General features: G+C 46.8%; 15 protein-coding genes and 1 other annotated feature. Of the genes, 5 read left to right on the top strand and 10 right to left on the bottom strand.

The genetic code is table 11. The annotated features are described in order from the left end of the window. The first annotated feature begins 38 nt into the window (after nt 1-38). Nucleotides 39-659, top strand: coding sequence for a TRIC cation channel family protein (locus FIU99_RS02705; protein WP_029236075.1), 621 nt, complete (start codon nt 39-41; stop codon nt 657-659). A gap of 63 nt (nt 660-722) precedes the next feature. On the opposite strand, the gene thrC is transcribed toward FIU99_RS02705, so the two are convergent. From thrC to thrL, 4 genes are all read right to left on the bottom strand, one after another. Then, nucleotides 723-2,006, bottom strand: a complete 1,284-nt coding sequence (gene thrC / locus FIU99_RS02700) for a threonine synthase (protein ID WP_006957763.1) — start codon at nt 2,004-2,006, stop codon at nt 723-725. Further along, a complete protein-coding gene (gene thrB, locus FIU99_RS02695) occupies nt 2,003-2,959 on the bottom strand; it encodes a homoserine kinase (RefSeq protein ID WP_006957764.1) in 957 nt (318 codons plus the stop codon). Before thrB ends, thrC begins: the two co-directional genes overlap by 4 nt. Before the next feature lie 17 nt (nt 2,960-2,976). After that, entirely contained in the window at nt 2,977-5,436 is a 2,460-nt protein-coding gene (gene thrA, locus FIU99_RS02690) for a bifunctional aspartate kinase/homoserine dehydrogenase I (RefSeq protein WP_006957765.1), read from the bottom strand. 31 nt (nt 5,437-5,467) lie between these two features. Beyond that, nucleotides 5,468-5,587, bottom strand: a sequence feature (Thr leader region). Continuing rightward, nucleotides 5,523-5,600: a thr operon leader peptide gene (gene thrL, locus FIU99_RS27735; protein ID WP_080555901.1), complete on the bottom strand. Its 78-nt coding sequence runs from the start codon at nt 5,598-5,600 to the stop codon at nt 5,523-5,525. It overlaps the preceding feature by 65 nt. A 270-nt stretch (nt 5,601-5,870) precedes the next feature. On the opposite strand from thrL, the gene FIU99_RS02680 reads away from it, so the two are divergent. After that, the gene (locus FIU99_RS02680; RefSeq protein ID WP_006957766.1) at nt 5,871-6,332 is read left to right on the top strand and encodes a hypothetical protein; all 462 of its coding nucleotides are present in this window, start codon (nt 5,871-5,873) and stop codon (nt 6,330-6,332) included. Here FIU99_RS02680 and FIU99_RS02675 read toward each other — a convergent pair. Both FIU99_RS02675 and FIU99_RS02670 read right to left on the bottom strand, forming a co-directional pair. Further along, nucleotides 6,329-6,814, bottom strand: coding sequence for a putative 4-hydroxy-4-methyl-2-oxoglutarate aldolase (locus FIU99_RS02675; RefSeq protein WP_006957767.1), 486 nt, complete (start codon nt 6,812-6,814; stop codon nt 6,329-6,331). The two genes, FIU99_RS02680 and FIU99_RS02675, sit on opposite strands and share 4 nt — an antisense overlap. Before the next feature lie 29 nt (nt 6,815-6,843). Beyond that, nucleotides 6,844-7,233: a DUF3293 domain-containing protein gene (locus FIU99_RS02670; protein ID WP_006957768.1), complete on the bottom strand. Its 390-nt coding sequence runs from the start codon at nt 7,231-7,233 to the stop codon at nt 6,844-6,846. Nucleotides 7,234-7,558: 325 nt separating this feature from the next. Between FIU99_RS02670 and arcA the strand changes: the two genes are divergently transcribed. Then, on the top strand, nt 7,559-8,275 hold the full coding sequence (gene arcA, locus FIU99_RS02660; protein ID WP_152471991.1) for a two-component system response regulator ArcA: 717 nt from the start codon (nt 7,559-7,561) through the stop codon (nt 8,273-8,275). An 8-nt stretch (nt 8,276-8,283) separates the two neighbouring features. Next, nucleotides 8,284-8,460, top strand: coding sequence for a hypothetical protein (locus FIU99_RS27285; RefSeq protein ID WP_006957770.1), 177 nt, complete (start codon nt 8,284-8,286; stop codon nt 8,458-8,460). On the opposite strand, the gene hldE is transcribed toward FIU99_RS27285, so the two are convergent. The 3 genes from hldE to FIU99_RS02645 form a co-directional block, all read right to left on the bottom strand. Beyond that, a complete protein-coding gene (hldE, locus tag FIU99_RS02655) occupies nt 8,416-9,846 on the bottom strand; it encodes a bifunctional D-glycero-beta-D-manno-heptose-7-phosphate kinase/D-glycero-beta-D-manno-heptose 1-phosphate adenylyltransferase HldE (RefSeq protein ID WP_006957771.1) in 1,431 nt (476 codons plus the stop codon). The genes FIU99_RS27285 and hldE overlap by 45 nt on opposite strands. 60 nt (nt 9,847-9,906) lie before the next feature. Beyond that, on the bottom strand, nt 9,907-12,747 hold the full coding sequence (gene glnE / locus FIU99_RS02650) for a bifunctional [glutamate--ammonia ligase]-adenylyl-L-tyrosine phosphorylase/[glutamate--ammonia-ligase] adenylyltransferase (RefSeq protein WP_006957772.1): 2,841 nt from the start codon (nt 12,745-12,747) through the stop codon (nt 9,907-9,909). 99 nt (nt 12,748-12,846) lie between these two features. Then, nucleotides 12,847-14,103: a methyl-accepting chemotaxis protein gene (locus FIU99_RS02645; protein ID WP_006957773.1), complete on the bottom strand. Its 1,257-nt coding sequence runs from the start codon at nt 14,101-14,103 to the stop codon at nt 12,847-12,849. Nucleotides 14,104-14,222: 119 nt separating this feature from the next. Between FIU99_RS02645 and FIU99_RS02640 the strand changes: the two genes are divergently transcribed. Beyond that, complete coding sequence (locus FIU99_RS02640) at nt 14,223-14,987, top strand: potassium channel family protein (protein ID WP_006957774.1); 765 nt, start codon at nt 14,223-14,225, stop codon at nt 14,985-14,987. A gap of 31 nt (nt 14,988-15,018) precedes the next feature. Here FIU99_RS02640 and FIU99_RS02635 read toward each other — a convergent pair whose 3' ends face one another. Then, nucleotides 15,019-16,536, bottom strand: coding sequence for an inorganic triphosphatase (locus FIU99_RS02635; protein ID WP_006957775.1), 1,518 nt, complete (start codon nt 16,534-16,536; stop codon nt 15,019-15,021). Nucleotides 16,537-16,680: the final 144 nt, after the last annotated feature.

Below are 16,680 nucleotides of genomic sequence, written 5' to 3'. Positions count from 1 at the left end.
CTCAGGATCACTGAGCATTTGTAAGAGATATTAATCCCGTGGATTCCATGCTGCTATACAGTGTCGATTTATTCGGCACCGCCATTTTCGCTGTCTCAGGAGTGCTGCTTGCCGGCCGACTCAAAATGGACCCTTTTGGTGTTGCCGTACTTGGCAGCGTAACCGCTATTGGAGGCGGTACAATTCGTGACATGGCATTAGGTGCCACCCCAGTATTCTGGATTACTGACACAAACTATTTGTGGACCATCTTGATCACCTGTCTGCTAACGATGATCATTGTTCGCCGCCCTAAACGCTTAGCTTGGTGGATTTTGCCAGTATGTGATGCAATAGGTCTTGCGGTGTTTGTTGGTATTGGTGTTGATAAAACCATGGCCTATCAGGATTCAGCACTGGTTGCGATCATCATGGGTGTGATTACCGGGTGTGGCGGCGGTATCATCCGTGATGTACTCGCTCGGGAAGTCCCAATGGTACTAAGAAGTGAAGTCTATGCCACGGCGTGTATTATTGGCGGGGTATTCCACACCACAGCGCTGGCGATGGGACATGATCCTGACACTGCATTCTTAGCCGGTGTCTTTTCTACTTTGTTGATTCGCCTAGGCGCGATTCGCTGGCACTTGTCTCTACCAACATTTGCGCTCAATCGTTAATTAAAACGCTCAAGGCACACAAAAAAAGGTCACCGAGGTGACCTTTTTGCTTTCAGTGACAAATTACTTTTGAACTCGACGCAGAACGTCTTTCAGCAAGTCAAAGTCATTGGCAAGATCTTCAGAAAGCAGTTCCATCGCGGCATGTTTTGCCAGCGGACCTGGCAAATCAATGTCGGAGTCCAAAATCTCATCCACGACTTCTTTGAATTTCGCAGGGTGAGCCGTACAAAGGAATAGACCCGTTTCGCCTTCTTGTAATTGCTCTTCCAGGACGCGGTATGCAATGGCACCGTGTGGCTCACATAGGTAACCGAGCGAGTGCAAATCTTTCACTGACTGCGCACTTTGCTCATCAGAAACCGCACCTTTACCTAATGTCTCCAGTCCCCACTCTTTCACGCGGCATAGCTCTTCGATGCGCGGCCAGTTGTTTGGCTGGCTTACATCCATCGCATTCGATGTCGTCGCAACTGTTGGTTTTGGCTCCCAATTACCTGTCTCTAGGTAACGTGGCACAGTATCGTTGGCGTTCGTTGCAGCAATAAAGCGTTTAATTGGCAGACCCAGCGCTTTCGCCAATAGACCAGCGGTTAAGTTACCGAAGTTACCACTTGGCACTGACACAACAAGATTCTCACGCTGCTCTTTACTCATTTGCGCTGCAGCTTCAAAGTAATAACAGATTTGCGCCATCAAACGACTGATGTTGATTGAGTTTGCAGAGTTTAGACCAATTTCTTCACGCAATGCCGCGTCATCGAAAGCTTGCTTAACAAGTGCCTGACAAGCATCGAAGTCACCATCGATCGCTACGGTGTGAATATTGTTACCAAGCGTACAGAATAGCTTCTCTTGCAGTGGGCTGATCTTGCCTTTCGGGTAAAGAATCACAACATTGATGTCTTCCATACCGTAGAAAGCGTGTGCCACGGCTGCACCAGTGTCGCCAGAGGTTGCGGTCAGAATAGTAATCTTGCCGCCGTCTGATACCGCCGCAAGAGATTGCGCCATAAAGCGACCACCGAAGTCTTTAAAGGCTAGAGTTGGACCATGGAACAACTCTAAGGCATAGACACCATCTTTAACCTGATTGATTGGTGCAGGGAACTGAAACGCCGCGTCAACCATAGAGTTAACTTGATCTTCACTCAGCTCATCACCAATCAACACTGACAAAATTTTAGTGCTACGAGAGACGAAGTCTTCTGCTAGCAGCGCATCAACATCATCAAATTTCGGCAATTCCGATGGAAAAAACAGACCTTGATTACGGCCTAACCCTTGGCGAACGGCTTGGCCAAAGGAAACTTGTTCATCATTTTCTTTTATATTGTAAAGCTTCATAGCTCACTTCCTGTTACTTTCGAGCCCTGCTTGTCTAATCGGCAAACATGGACGAATCCTTCTTGGTTTTGTACGTAATTTTGTTCTAACCAGCGAGCAACTCGCTCAGCGACATCTTTATCTTTGCAAATACTAAACAGCGTCGGGCCACTTCCTGAAATGCCCGTCGCCAGAGCGCCTGCTGTTGCCGCATATTTACGTGCATCAGCAAAGCCCGGTAGCAGTTTCTCACGATACGGTTCAGCGATCACGTCTTTGATCATCTTAGCCGCCAGCTCTGGCTGGTTCGAGTGGCAAGCATGGATAAAGCCGGCCAAGTGTCGACCATGAGCAATGATATCCTGACGACGATATTGAGATGGTAGGATCTCACGAGCTTCCGCCGTTGATACCTTAATACCCGGGTACGCCATTACCCAGTACCAGTCATCAAAACATGGCACTTCCTGACTGATGATGCCGAGCTCTTCAAGCATTAGTTGAACACCACCCAGATAGCATGGTGCGACATTGTCGTAATGTACGCCACCAGATATCTGCCCTTCCATCTCACCCATTAATGCCAATAGCTCAGTTTTATCCAACGGATTACCATGGAACTGGTTTAACGCATCCAGAGCCGCGACAATAGAGCAGGCACTGGAGCCTAACCCAGAACCGATCGGCATGTTCTTCTCAAGCGTCATTTCAAGAGGTAACAGAGTCACGCCTTTCTTATCTAGCTCTCTGGCGAACACTTGCCAACAATCATAAACGATATTTTCTTTAGGGTTTTCCGGTAGCTTGGAAACAAAATCGCCCGCTGTTTTGAGGCTAAAAGACTCGTTTCCAGCTTTCACCATCACTCGGTCACCAAGCAAGGTGCCATCAATAGGCGATACCGCAGCACCGAGCACATCAAAACCAACACTCACGTTACCTATTGACGCTGGGGCGTAAACCACCACATCCATACCACTACTCATTCGTTTTAAACCCCTAGTTTCCATCCTAAAGTACGCATCACATCTGAGAATACCCCAGCAGCAGTTACTTCTGTACCCGCACCATAACCACGCAATACCAGTGGAATTGGCTGATAGTAACGGCTGTAGAAGGCCAATGCGTTCTCACCATCCTTGATCTTGAACATAGGATCATTTTCATCAACGGCAGCAATGCTAACACGACATTGGCCATCATTGATTTCTCCAACATAACGTAGCACTTTGCCATCTTCCGCAGCCTTGGCAGACCACTCTTGAAAGTACGCATCCGCCTCAGGCAATCGTTCCATGAACTCATCTACGCTGCCTGAATCATCAAAACCTGGTGGTAATGCTTGATCAACAATCACATCTTCCAGTTCTAAATTCATGCCGGCTTCACGTGCAAGAATTAGTAGCTTACGAGCGACATCCATACCAGACAGATCATCACGTGGATCTGGCTCGGTAAAGCCATTATCTTTAGCAATATTGGTTGCCTGACTTAGCGTCATACCTTCATCAAGCTTACCGAAGATGTAGGACAGCGAACCAGAAAGAATTCCGCTAAAGCGCTCAAGTTCATCCCCTGCGGAGATAAGATTTTGCAGGTTTTCGATCACTGGTAGGCCAGCGCCAACTGTTGTTTCATACATTAACTTGCGACGTGAACTACGGGCAATATCGCGCAGCTGATGGTAATAGGCCATGCTCGCCGTGTTGGCTTTTTTGTTTGGTGTGACAACGTGGAAGCCCGCTGCCAAGAAATCCGCATATTGGTTAGCGATAGATTCCGAAGAGGTACAATCCACCAGCACTGGGTTGATAATGTGGTTGCGCTGGACGAGAGAAATCAATCGCGCGAGGCTAAACTCTTCAGTTGCGTCGTTCATGCGGTCACGCCAGTGCTCTAAAGGCAGACCTTCACTATCGAGCAGTAGCCCCTTGCTATTCGCCAAACCACAAACTCTTAGAATGATGCCTTTTTCCGCCAGTTTCGCTTGCTGACGCTGAATTTGATCCACCAGCTCACCACCAACGCCGCCTACACCAACCACAAATACATCCAAGAAGTGTTTAGAGTTAAACAGGTTCTCATGACACGCTTTGATCGCTTCAGAAATCTTATCTTCGGGGATCACAGCAGAAATCGCACGTTCCGATGAGCCTTGGGCGATAGCCACGATGTTAACGTTCACTTCTGCCAAAGATGAGAAGAACTGAGATGCGACGCCGCGAGAAGTGCGCATACCATCACCAACCAGAGTAACAATGGCTACATCGTCCATAAACTCAACTGGCTCAAGAAGACCATCTTTGAGCTCCAACTCGAACGAGTCGCTGAGAGCTTGCTGAGCGATGGCTTTATCTTCCGCTTCAATACAGAAACTGATGCTGTACTCGGAAGAAGACTGAGTGATCAACACAATTGAGACACCCGCTGAAGACATGGCACCGAAGACGCGGCTCGCCATTCCTACCATGCCTTTCATACCAGGACCTGAAACATTGACCATAGTCAGGTCGCTCAGCGTGGTAATACCCTTAATGGAAAGCTTGTCTTCCCCAGTATCTTGGCCGATTAACGTGCCCGCTCCTTGTGGGTTAAAGCTGTTTTTGATCAGACATGGGATATGGAATTGGGCAATCGGAGCAATAGTTTTAGGATGAAGTACGGAAGCGCCAAAGTAAGACAGCTCCATCGCTTCCTGATAGCTAAGTGATTTCAGTAGACGCGCATCATCAACCAGGCGTGGGTCACAGTTGTAGACGCCATCGACATCTGTCCAAATTTCGCAGCAATCAGCACGCAGACACGCTGCTAATACTGCAGCCGAGTAGTCAGAGCCGTTGCGACCTAGAGTGACAAGTTCGCCCTCTTCATTACCTGCAGTAAAGCCAGGCATGATATTGACGTGGCCTTTAGGCAGTGGATTTTGACGGAAATTCTGAGTAGAGACCTCAACATCAACCATAGCCTCTAAGTGTTCACCGTTCGCATAAAGGTATTTAACTGGATCAATCAGGCTAGCGGGTTGGCCTTTTGCTTCCAATACCGCTTTCATAAGCTGAATGGATACACGCTCACCTTTACTAATGATACGAGCATTGACGTTATCTGGACACATACCCAGCAGGTTAATACCGTGCACAAACTGACGCAGTTGAGTCAGAGATGTTTTTACTTGGTTGTCATAGCCTGAACCATCAATGTTAGGCAGGACTTGTTTGATATCCTGATACAGATCGCGGAAAGAGTCTTCCAACTCAGCGATTTGCAGCTCGGCCTCACCATTTTTCAACGCTCCATCAATAACGGCAACCAGTTTATTGGTTGTTTTACCTGGTGCAGAGAGAACAACAGCAACCTCTTCCTGCTGAGCATTATTAGCAATAATATCTGCTGCTCGTAAAAAACGATCAGCATCTGCTAATGATGAGCCTCCAAACTTTAAAACACGCATCCCTTCCTCCAAATATCTGTAAATTTAGTTATAAAAAAAGGCCTGTATCTTGTGGGATACAGGCCTTTTTTTTGAATTTCTTTCGCTTAGCAGCCTGCCCCAACATGTGTAATGTCGGTAATAATAATGGTTGTGGTCATTACTAGGTGGCTGTGGTTTTGCATAGTTTAATTTTGTTGCGATTGTGTGTTTGCTTACCCATACGTTTAACCTATTTGTTTAGCATGAGTCAACGAAAAGTTTTTATTTTTTGTTTACACTTCGGCCTAATTGGCTTCTGTGAGCCAGTTCAATAAGTTATCTCATCAGAAAACAAAATGAGTCAGAGTGCATATTAATTAGATCCAGTTTTAGCTGAAAAAGATTCTCCCAGTGCTTTTGTTTTATGCTTTAATTGATCTTGCAGTGGATAAATAACGACCAAGGAGTGGCAAATGAAAAAAACACTAAGCCTTTTGCTTACTCTTGTTGCGTGCTCGTCAGTGGCTACAGAGCTCCCTGCTTTACCATCACAGCAAAAAGCATCCCCACATAAGCTATTCCTCTCCAGTGAGACCGATCAACACGACTTTGATACTTGGAAGATTGATGGCGGTTACTCTTATAATGTGTTTGATAACATTGATTTGTATGTAGGAGCCCGTGTTAATCAAGGGAGTAATACCAACGAAAGTGGATTTTTAAGTGGTGTAAGCTATCAGATAACGCCAAGAGTCTCGGTAAAAAGTACCCTGCATTCTTACAACGAAGAAAACACGGCAGAGGGGACGGATAAAGTCATTGCCGCAGAAGTTTCAAGTCGCATGAGATTGACTGAAAATCTCGATCTCCATGCCACTCTCGAACATCAAGAGTGGCAACAAGAGCTGGAAGTCGGTATCGGCTTTCGCTTCTAACTCCAATCCAACAATTCTGTAGAGGTTAACACTCCATTCCAGTCGGCGTAGACGTAGTCGCCAGGCTGGATCATTTGGTTGTGTATCGTCAAAGTCACATTCGTATCACCCGCCCCACGCTTTTCCGTTTTAAATGGGCTGGTTCCGAGCGCCTTGACTCCCAGTTCCATTTCCGCCATTGCAGCTGCATCACGGATCGCACCATAAACAATTACGCCTTCCCAATTGTTATCAATCGCTAGGATCACCAATTGATCACCAAGCAAGGCTTTTTGGCAGGAACCATGCCCATCGACGATCAGCACTTTGCCTTTACCGTCCTGGCTTAAGGTTTCTCTCACTTTGGAGTTATCGTGATAGCAGCGCACCGTGACAATTTCTCCCCAGAATGCACTTTTGTTACCAAAAGTGTGTAGGGGCAAATCCAACGACGTTACTTTATCTTCATGTTTATCACATATATCCGGTGTTATATCTTTCATTTTTCCTCCATGAATATGGCTTTAATTTCTTATCTGCATCGATACTTCCACTCACCTAAACTGACTTTCGCTTTGTCAGCCAGACAGGAGAGTAAAAACAGCTCATTACCATCAACATAGTAAATCGCGTTCTGCTGATATTTACGCCCTAGCTCTAGTGCCTGTAGCTCATCAATATCGACGGCGAAACTCTCTTCAGCCCAACCGAAACTTTCATCTCCCACTAACACTTCAACAAAGTAAGTATGGCTAAATTCTTGAACTAAGTAGCGATTATTTCGCTGATTTTGTTGTTTGGACTGCCACTGACTGGCGGGGTTCCACGCCGTGATAATGGCAAACTGATGACAGCTCGGCGAGCGAATGAATTTGAAGTAAGGGTCTGAATATTCTTGCCAAAGTTGTGCATCAACCATCATATAAACCACAGTTTTACATTTGTTTTAGACTATTAATATTTGTTACATTCGAACTCTTGATATAAATCAACAAAGTGCATGGAATTAACATTCTGACGTTGTTAGCATGCTGTTAACATTATAGAATCCGCCTCAAAGACTAATAGAACGTGTGAGGAAAAGGGACCTCAAGAAGCGAATTGGGACCAAGGAAGGCGGGCAACCAAAGAAACAATGTATTTTTACAGTCTTTGGTTTATTATCAACATCACATTACCTGTATGTTAGGTTTTTGCCTAGAATTTATTCTATTAGCACAATTTTTTCACAAGTTTAGGTACCGCCAATGCAAACCCCGCACATTCTTATTGTTGAAGATGAGCAAGTAACTCGTAACACTCTAAAGAGTATTTTTGAAGCAGAGGGATACGCTGTTTTCGAGGCCAGTGACGGTGAAGAGATGCACCAGGTGTTGTCTGACAACCAGGTAAATCTGGTTATTATGGACATCAACCTTCCAGGTAAAAATGGCCTTCTGCTTGCACGTGAACTGCGTGAGCAAGCAAATGTGGCATTAATGTTCCTGACTGGTCGTGACAACGAAGTCGACAAGATCCTTGGTCTTGAGATCGGTGCAGACGACTACATTACTAAGCCGTTCAACCCACGCGAACTCACTATCCGTGCTCGTAACCTGCTAAACCGCTCGATGAGCACCAGTGTAGCAACGGAAGAGAAACGTAGCGTTGAGAAATACGAATTCAACGGCTGGGTATTGGATATCAATAGTCGCTCACTGGTTAGCCCAAGTGGCGATGGCTACAAGCTACCACGTTCTGAGTTCCGTGCCCTGCTTCACTTCTGTGAAAACCCTGGCAAGATCCAGACACGTGCTGACCTGCTTAAGAAGATGACTGGTCGTGAGCTTAAGCCACATGACCGTACTGTCGATGTGACTATCCGTCGTATCCGTAAGCACTTTGAGTCAGTCTCTGGTACGCCAGAAATCATCGCGACAATTCATGGTGAAGGTTACCGATTCTGTGGTGATTTAGAAGAGTAATCACCGAGATGAAGAAAGAAAAATGGAGCCAATTGGCTCCATTTTTTGTTTTTTCTTTGTCAGCTGTGACTAAAATGGTAACAACTTATGAGCAAACTTTGATTCAGGCAGAGCTTAATAACACTCTGCCGAATGTGCCTTTAGCCTTTGCCACCTTTGATGGCATCAATGATCTCAGTCGTTGAGCAACCATCTTCAAAGTTAAGTACTTTAACTTCACCTCCATTGGCAATCACTTCTTTACCACCCGCAATCTCTTCAGGCTTGTAATCACCGCCTTTCACAAGCATGTCTGGCAATACTTCTGAAATCAGGCGTTGAGGCGTTTCTTCGCCAAACGGGACAACCCAATCAACCGCACCAAGACCAGCCAGAACCGCCATACGGCGATCTGTTGGGTTAACCGGACGACCAGGGCCTTTCAAACGCTTAACAGATTCATCCGTGTTCACAGCGACAATCAGGCGGTCACCCAATTCAGCAGCATGGTTCAGGTAAGAAACGTGTCCAGCGTGCAGAATGTCGAAGCAACCATTGGTCATCACTACCTTCTCGCCCTTCGATTGTGCGTTCTTGACCGCTTCAATCAGAGCCTGTTCAGTGATGACACCAAAATCAGTGTCTTGACTACCATGAACCGCTTCCGCCAATTCAATGGTTGATACCGTTGATGTACCCAGCTTACCAACCACGACACCTGCGGCTGCATTTGCCAATGCACAAGCTTCATCAAGCGGTTTACCCGCAGCAACTGACGCAGCAAGGACAGAAATCACAGTATCACCGGCACCTGTAACGTCATAGACCTCTTTGGCAAGAGTTGGCAGGTGGAACGGCTCCTGACCGCGGCGTAGTAATGTCATACCGTGTTCACTGCGCGTCACCAACAGTGCCTCAAAGTCGAACTCTTCAATCAGCGCTAAGCCTTTCTCGACCAGTTCTTCTTCAGATTTTACCTTACCCACAACCAGCTCAAATTCTGCCATGTTTGGAGTCAGTAATGTCGCACCACGGTAGCGTTCAAAGTCTGCGCCTTTAGGGTCAATAAACACAGGAACCTTGGCAGCACGTGCTTTCTGAATAAACTGCTGAACGTGCTCCAATGCACCTTTCGCATAATCAGACAGAACAACCGACTTCACTTTTGGCAATGCCTGTTCCATACGGTCTAAAATCAGCTCGGCATCGGTATTTTCAAATTTGTCTTCGAAATCTAGGCGAATCAGCTGCTGACCACGGCTCAAAACACGAAGTTTAGTAATAGTTGGATAGTTTGGCAGAGCCACAAAGTCACACTTTACTTTCAGTGCAGACAGCGTCTCATTGAGCACTTTGGCAGGCTCATCAATCCCAGTTAAACCTACGATATGCGCATGGCCGCCCAAAGAAGCAATGTTCATTGCTACGTTAGCTGCACCGCCTGGACGCTCCTCGTTATTTTCTACTTTTACTACAGGAACTGGGGCTTCTGGGGAAATGCGTCCAGTAGGGCCATACCAGTAACGATCAAGCATGACGTCACCGATGATCAATACACCAGAATCACTATAGTTCGGTAGGATTGGTTTCATTATGGGTCTCCAAATTCTAATTCGGGCAAGAGTTTAACACAGGGGATAAGGACCCTAAACCTATTCTAGCCACTCATGCCAAAGCGCTTTAACCAGCTCTCGCTCTTTGGTCAGTTTTTCTTCAGCCACATCCGCATCGAGATTGAGCAAATTGCGATGGTGAATTTGATCGCGCATCGTTGTGTATGCCTGAGTCAATGCCATCGCAGGGGCTTCATCCAGAATGCTTTGTGCCATCATGGATTCAAAGATTCGGACGTTATCACTCCATCGAGTCAGCTTAGGCTTTTCATGACTAAATCTTAAGACCAGATACTGAGCAAGAAATTCCACATCGGTAATACCACCAGGGTCTTGTTTGAGCATAAAACGGCCTGACTTTTTCCCACCAAGGTGTTCACGCATTTTCACCCGCATCTCAGCCACATCCGTTTTGAGCTTTGATTCCTCTCGCGCCAAACTCAAGATGTCGTGCCTTGTTTGAGAAAATGCCTGTTGTAGAGGTTGATCGCCGTAGATCATCCGAGCCCTCACTAACGCTTGGTGTTCCCATGTCCAGGCTTCATTATGCTGGTATTCATCAAATGCATCTGCCGGACTTACTAGCAAGCCCGAAGCCCCTGAAGGGCGTAAGCGAGTATCCGCCTCGTACAAGATGCCTGATGCCGTTCTTGTTGAGAATATATGGATGATGCGCTGCGCCAAACGTAAGTAAAATTGACGGCCATCAATCTCTTTTTTGCCATCGGTATAGGCATGAACTGGGCAGTCATGCATAAAGACGATATCCAGATCCGAGTTGTACCCCAGCTCCCAGCCGCCCACTTTGCCGTAACCAATCACAGCAAAGCCTCGACCCTCTCTGTCTTTTAAGTGCGTCGGCTCACCATATTTCTCCGCCATTTGCAGCCACGCTTGATTCACCACAGACTCAACAATCGCTTCGGCGAGGTAAGTTAAGTGGTCACTGACTTTCATGACAGGCAGCACTCCTGCAATGTCTGCAGCAGCAATGCGTAAAATACAGATCTGCTTGAACTGACGCAGTGCTTCCATCTGTTGCTCCATATCGTCTTCCGGGATACGAGCAAGGAAATCACGCAGTTCAGTGCGGTAGCTTTCCAATGGTACGGGATTGTATAACTGCTGAGGGTCAATCAACTCATCAAGCAGAATCGGATAACGCCCAAGTTGCTCTGAAATCATTGGACTGGCCGTGCAAAGGCGAACCAGTTGTGTCAGTGCCGCTGGGTGCTCATCCAGCAATTCCAGATAAGTTGTTCGGGTCACTATCTTATGTAGTAAATGCAGGACGCGAGGTAAACCAAATTTGGCATCCTGATGAGAATATATGGCCGCGAATATCTTCGGCATTAAGCGGTTGAGCACTTCCCTGCCTCTTGGGCCCAGCGTTTTCTTGGCTAAGTCTTTCTTAAACTGAATGATGGTCGACGCCATCTCAGCGGCCTCAGTAGTGCCAATGTCCTGTTCTAGAACCGCTTCAATTACGTCGGGCTTTTCCGCCATGTCCCATAGTTCATGGAAGTGCTTGGCGACTTCTGAACACTCTTCTTCCTCATCGCCGATAAGATTATTGAATACTTGATGGACGTTGTGCATATGTTGACGCACTTGTTCGATTAACGAGGTCCAATCTGGATACCCCATTGCAACAGCGAGTTGCAATTGTTCATTCTCACATTCAGGCAGTGTTTGCGTTTGCTTGTCGGCCATTGCCTGCAACAGGTTCTCTAACCGGCGCAGGAATTTATACGACAGCTTAAGGTTATTAACCTCTTCACTGGTCAGCTGCTCCAACTCTTCAATCGCATCGAGGGTCACTAACAACCCGCGTTGGCGCAGATTCGGCTCACGGCCACCACGAATCAACTGAAATACCTGAGCGATAAACTCAATTTCACGAATGCCGCCCGCGCCGAGTTTAATATTGTTGCTTAACCCCCGTCGACGCACTTCGCTGCTGATCATCGACTTCATACGCCTCAGGGACTGAATCGCACTGAAGTCGATGTAGCGACGGAACACAAACGGACGCAGCATCTGACGCAACTCTTGATACTGTGGGTACATTTCACGCCCCATCACTCGCGCTTTAATCATTGCGTAGCGTTCCCAGTCGCGCCCCTGCTCCTGATAGTAATCTTCGAGCGCTGCGTAGCTCATCACCAATGGACCGCTGTCGCCAAAAGGACGCAAGCGCATGTCCACGCGATAACAGAAGCCATCAAAGGTCTGCTGGTCGAGCGCTTTGATTATGCGTTGTCCTAGACGAGTAAAAAACTGAGCATTGGCAATGCTACGACGAGCACCTTGAGTCTCACCGTTCTCCGGATAAGTAAAGATCAGATCGATATCTGAAGAGAAGTTCAGCTCACCACCACCCAGTTTACCCATACCAATAACCAGCATAGGCTGCGCCTCACCTGCATCATTGCATGGCGTGCCCCACAGCTCACAACACGCTTTGTACTGCCACTGATAGGTTTCGAAAATCATTGCTTCTGCCAACTGAGACAGATGCTCTAGGCTTTGCTCAAGCTTCCAATTACCTATGAAGTCACGCCATGCAATGTATGTCATCTCTCGATTACGAAACTGTCTGAGTACTCGGTGACCTTGCATTTCATCACTGCATCCAGCCAATAACTCGGCCAAACGCTGTCGATATGTTTCGTGTCGAGACTCTACCTCTAACATCTTTGGCAAGTGTTGATGCAAATACTCATCTTGCTGCAGGGTATCGACAATAAACTGACTCAATCCGGCCACATAATTGAGCTCCTCACGATAAGAGTCAGGCCACTCTTGAATAGCCTGATGTTGCAGTAAGGACTCCAGAGCAGTCTGGGAAACAGAAGCAAGACTCGCGGGCAATTGCATGGTTCTTCCTTGGGTCGATAAATTCGTTGATAGGGATTTTATACCAATAAAAAACGCCCACTAACAATGAGTGGGCGCTTATTCGTACTATTCTGGCGATCAGACTTTAAAGGATGTGATCTTGGCATCCAGAGCTTCAGCATTTTTCTGCATGATTTCCGAGGTTTCGAGCAATTCAGATACCACAGTCACCGATGCTTCCACCAGCTCACGTACGTTCGTCAAGTTCTGATTCATCTCTTCTGCGACGCTGCTTTGCTGACCCGCTGCCGTCGCAATCTGGAAGTTCATGTCGTTGATTTGATTGACCTGAGCAACAATCCCGTCTAGCTCGCTCCCAGCATTAGTAACCAAATCAACGCCCTCAGCCGCCTCAACAACACTCTTCTCCATCAATTCCACTGCAGAGCTCGCGCTGGATTGTAGTTGAGTGATCATTTCCTGAATTTCGACCGTCGCTCCTTGAGTACGCTGCGCAAGGTTTCTCACTTCATCAGCCACGACTGCAAAACCTCGACCGGCTTCGCCCGCTCGTGCCGCTTCGATAGCCGCATTCAGTGCCAGTAAGTTGGTCTGCTCTGAGATTCCCTGAATCGTACCAACCACACTGCCAATCGATTCGACGCTCTCTTCAACCTGATTAACAGCTTGAGCAGAGGCGGAAATGTCTTTCGATAAATCACTGATTTTCTGCACTGTCCCTTGCACAAAGCGCTGACCACTTTCCGCCTGACCAGACGCATTCTCCGTTAGCGAGGAAGCATTTTGTGCATGATCAGCAACAGTCTGTACTGTGGACGACATTTCACTCATCGCCGTTGCCAGTTGATCAATCTCGTTAAACTCTTCTTGTGCTGACTCTTTGGTTTCTGACATGCTCATAGTCATGACTTCAGTCAGCCCTGCAAGCTCTTGTGATGCGTCAATTTGTAGCTTGATCATTTCCTGCAGTTGCATCCGTGTCTTTTCCAGTTCACGTGCCACATCACCGTATTCGTCTTTACAGTCCATCTCAATCGGTACCGATAGATTGCGGTCCGCCATTAACTTGATAGAGTCACTAAGATACTGTGTCTGACGCAGCATGATACGTGCTGCAAACAAGAGTAAAACGACAAATACCACGATCATGGCTGCCGTCTGCCAGGCCACCTGTACCATGTAAGCTTCGTAATGTTCCTGAGCAACCTGAGCGTTTTGAGTAGCGGCGAGAAGAGAATCATAGAAGGTGCTCGCATCCCATAATTGCTTGCCGATGATCAGAATGGTACTGAACACCATCAACATCACCATCTTGGGAACCAGACGAATATCCGTGATCACTCGCTCCCATGGCTTAAATGCCATTTTGGTCATTGTTAGTTCTCCGCTAAGTCTTATATATTGTTTTTATTCCTGATAACTGTCAGGACACTATTAACTATCGCTCGTTACCATCATCTAGATAGCGAATATGTATTTATTTTGAGCCTCGTATGAATAGAAATGATATCAAATCTGATACAAAACCAATGAGCTTACTGTCACTAATCCTGTCTTTCATGGCGTTATTTGTGATCTCTGGCCTGCTGTTTTTCCCTCTAAGCAGCCAAACGCGTCAGGTTCTTATCGGCTTAGACTTTATTATCTGTAGCGTCTTTCTCCTTCAACTGAGCATAGATTTGATCCGCGCAACAGATCGTGTGCAATTTATGAAACGGCATTGGATAGACTTCCTAGCTAGTATTCCTATGATTGAGCCGTTGCGCTTTGCGCGCCTGTTCCACATCTTGCGCGTGATTCTAGTCATCCGCTCAAGTAACTTTCTCATCAAGCAGTTGCTGGTAAATCGCCGAGAAACAACCCTTGCATCGATTCTGTTGTTAATGGTGGTCTTGCTGACCATAGGCTCGAGTATGATGTTGTTTGTTGAAGGCAAATCACCTGATGCCAATATTCAAACTGGCGGCGATGCGATGTGGTGGGCACTCGTCACCATTTCAACGGTGGGTTATGGGGATCATTTCCCTGTCACGGACGCAGGTAAAATCTTAGCCTCTGGGTTGATCATCTGTGGCGTTGGCATTTTCGGTATGATTTCAGGTTTGATCACTTCGCTGATCACCTCACCGACGGAAGTTCAAGCAAGACGTTCTGAAAACAAAGAGCGGCTATTGTTAGAGCTGGTACAAAAGCAAGATGAAATTCTGCGCCGTCTAGACCGATTAGAACAGCAGGAAGAAAAAAAACGGGAGCCGTAAAGCTCCCGTTTCACAAATCACTATTATCCACTTAGTCTTGCCAGTAAGGCTCCGCTTCAATACAGATAATGCGAGTCTGTTCCATGGCATGAAGAATGGAGCTCTCTTGGCGAGACAACCAGCGCTGAAGCTGTTCTTGTTCATCACCTTCCAGCTTATCGACCATATTGTCTAACGTGCGGAGTTTAAGGAGATCATCGATACCGTGGAGTAAATCGCTCCATGGTAGGCGGAAACTGTTGCGCTCTTCAAAATCGAACAAACTCGCGAAGCTCACCCCCGTATAAAGGTTACGCATCAGGCGATATTGTTGATCAATATAGTCCTGACTGTTCAGCGCACGCTCTGGCGGAAAGGCTTCCATTAACTCAGCCCAAGTGCGATCCAACTGCTTCACAGAAAAAGGTTCAACCGTTAGTGCCATCTTGTCGCGCGCTTTGTCATCAAGAAATGGCTGCCAGCCCCGGGTCAGGATCCAACGACTGAGATCAAGCAAAAGACCCGTGTATCTGGCGGAATTGAGTAACGTCAGCATCTCTTCACGATCAGGCAAGGCTTCTTGAACCAATTTCAGCTCACCGACCAGAAACTTACGCGCATCAAGCTTACGCAGAGCATGACCTTTATCGTCGAGTAACGCTTCTAAATAGTCATAGTCATTTAACCATTCTAGCTCTTGCTCAAGCCACTTGAGTTCCTGACGTACTAATGCACTAGCACGACGAGGGACCACGCCTCCGTATACCGTCAGCAGTTGACGAATAAAACTGATAGAGCTTTTAATTTCATTCAAGGCTTCTACCGATTCACGCTCAACATAAATTTGCTCGTGGTAATGCCAGTGTGACAAACCATGCTCCAAAGAGTTGATAAAGCAAGACTCAACCGTGTCGTGTTTGTCCGTACTGACTAAAGCCAGCGGTTTGACGTCATCGCCAGTGTAACCACTTGCTAAACGATAACCTTTAGCCGCCTTGCTGAGATTACCAAGGCGCATGCCCCCTTCTTCAGAGAAGCTACGCGCAAGCGTAAATAGAGCGTCTGTTTGGCCTGATTTCAGCTCTAGCTCTACTTCACAAATCGGGTCTTCTTTATCACCTGCTTCTACTTTGCCCTGATCGAAAGCGACTTCGATTTGGCTGCCGTCTGGCATGGCAATCAACCATTGCTCACGAGTGAAGTTTGTCGAGAAAAGCGGGGTAAGTTCGGATTGCAGCGTTTCAGTGTCTTTGCCAGTCGGCCAGATATCTGATGGGTGAAGAGAAAGAAGCGGATCATTGCTGTCATGCTCGGCGTTGAATTCAGGTCGCTGGTGTAAACCTGCCACCACACGTCCGGACGTCTTGACCGTCTGGACATACACATCGTCAAAACGGCGAATTCTTAAGCCAATGTCATGCTGGCGTAACCAATTGTCGGGAGTATCAAAGTAGGTATTTCCTAGCTCACGACAACTGTGCTGAAGTACTTTGGTTTGGGAGATTTTATCTCGTAAAGCATTTGAAAAATCAGGAGAAACAAAAAACTTCAGTTCTATCTCGGTTTCCATAGTTATACCTTTTAAAGCAGATACAAACAGGATATTGCCAATTTTCGTACTGGGCAAGAAAGAAATATCGCAGCAATGATGATCTAAAACAGTTTTAATGATGGATTTAATGCGTTAACATGCGCGCCTTTATAGCCATCGTTC

It is taken from the genome of Vibrio sp. THAF64, from assembly GCF_009363455.1.
GTDB classification, from domain to species: domain Bacteria; phylum Pseudomonadota; class Gammaproteobacteria; order Enterobacterales; family Vibrionaceae; genus Vibrio; species Vibrio coralliilyticus.
The sequence above is the reverse complement of the archived record's forward strand: the minus strand, read 5'-3'. Positions and strand labels throughout refer to the sequence as shown.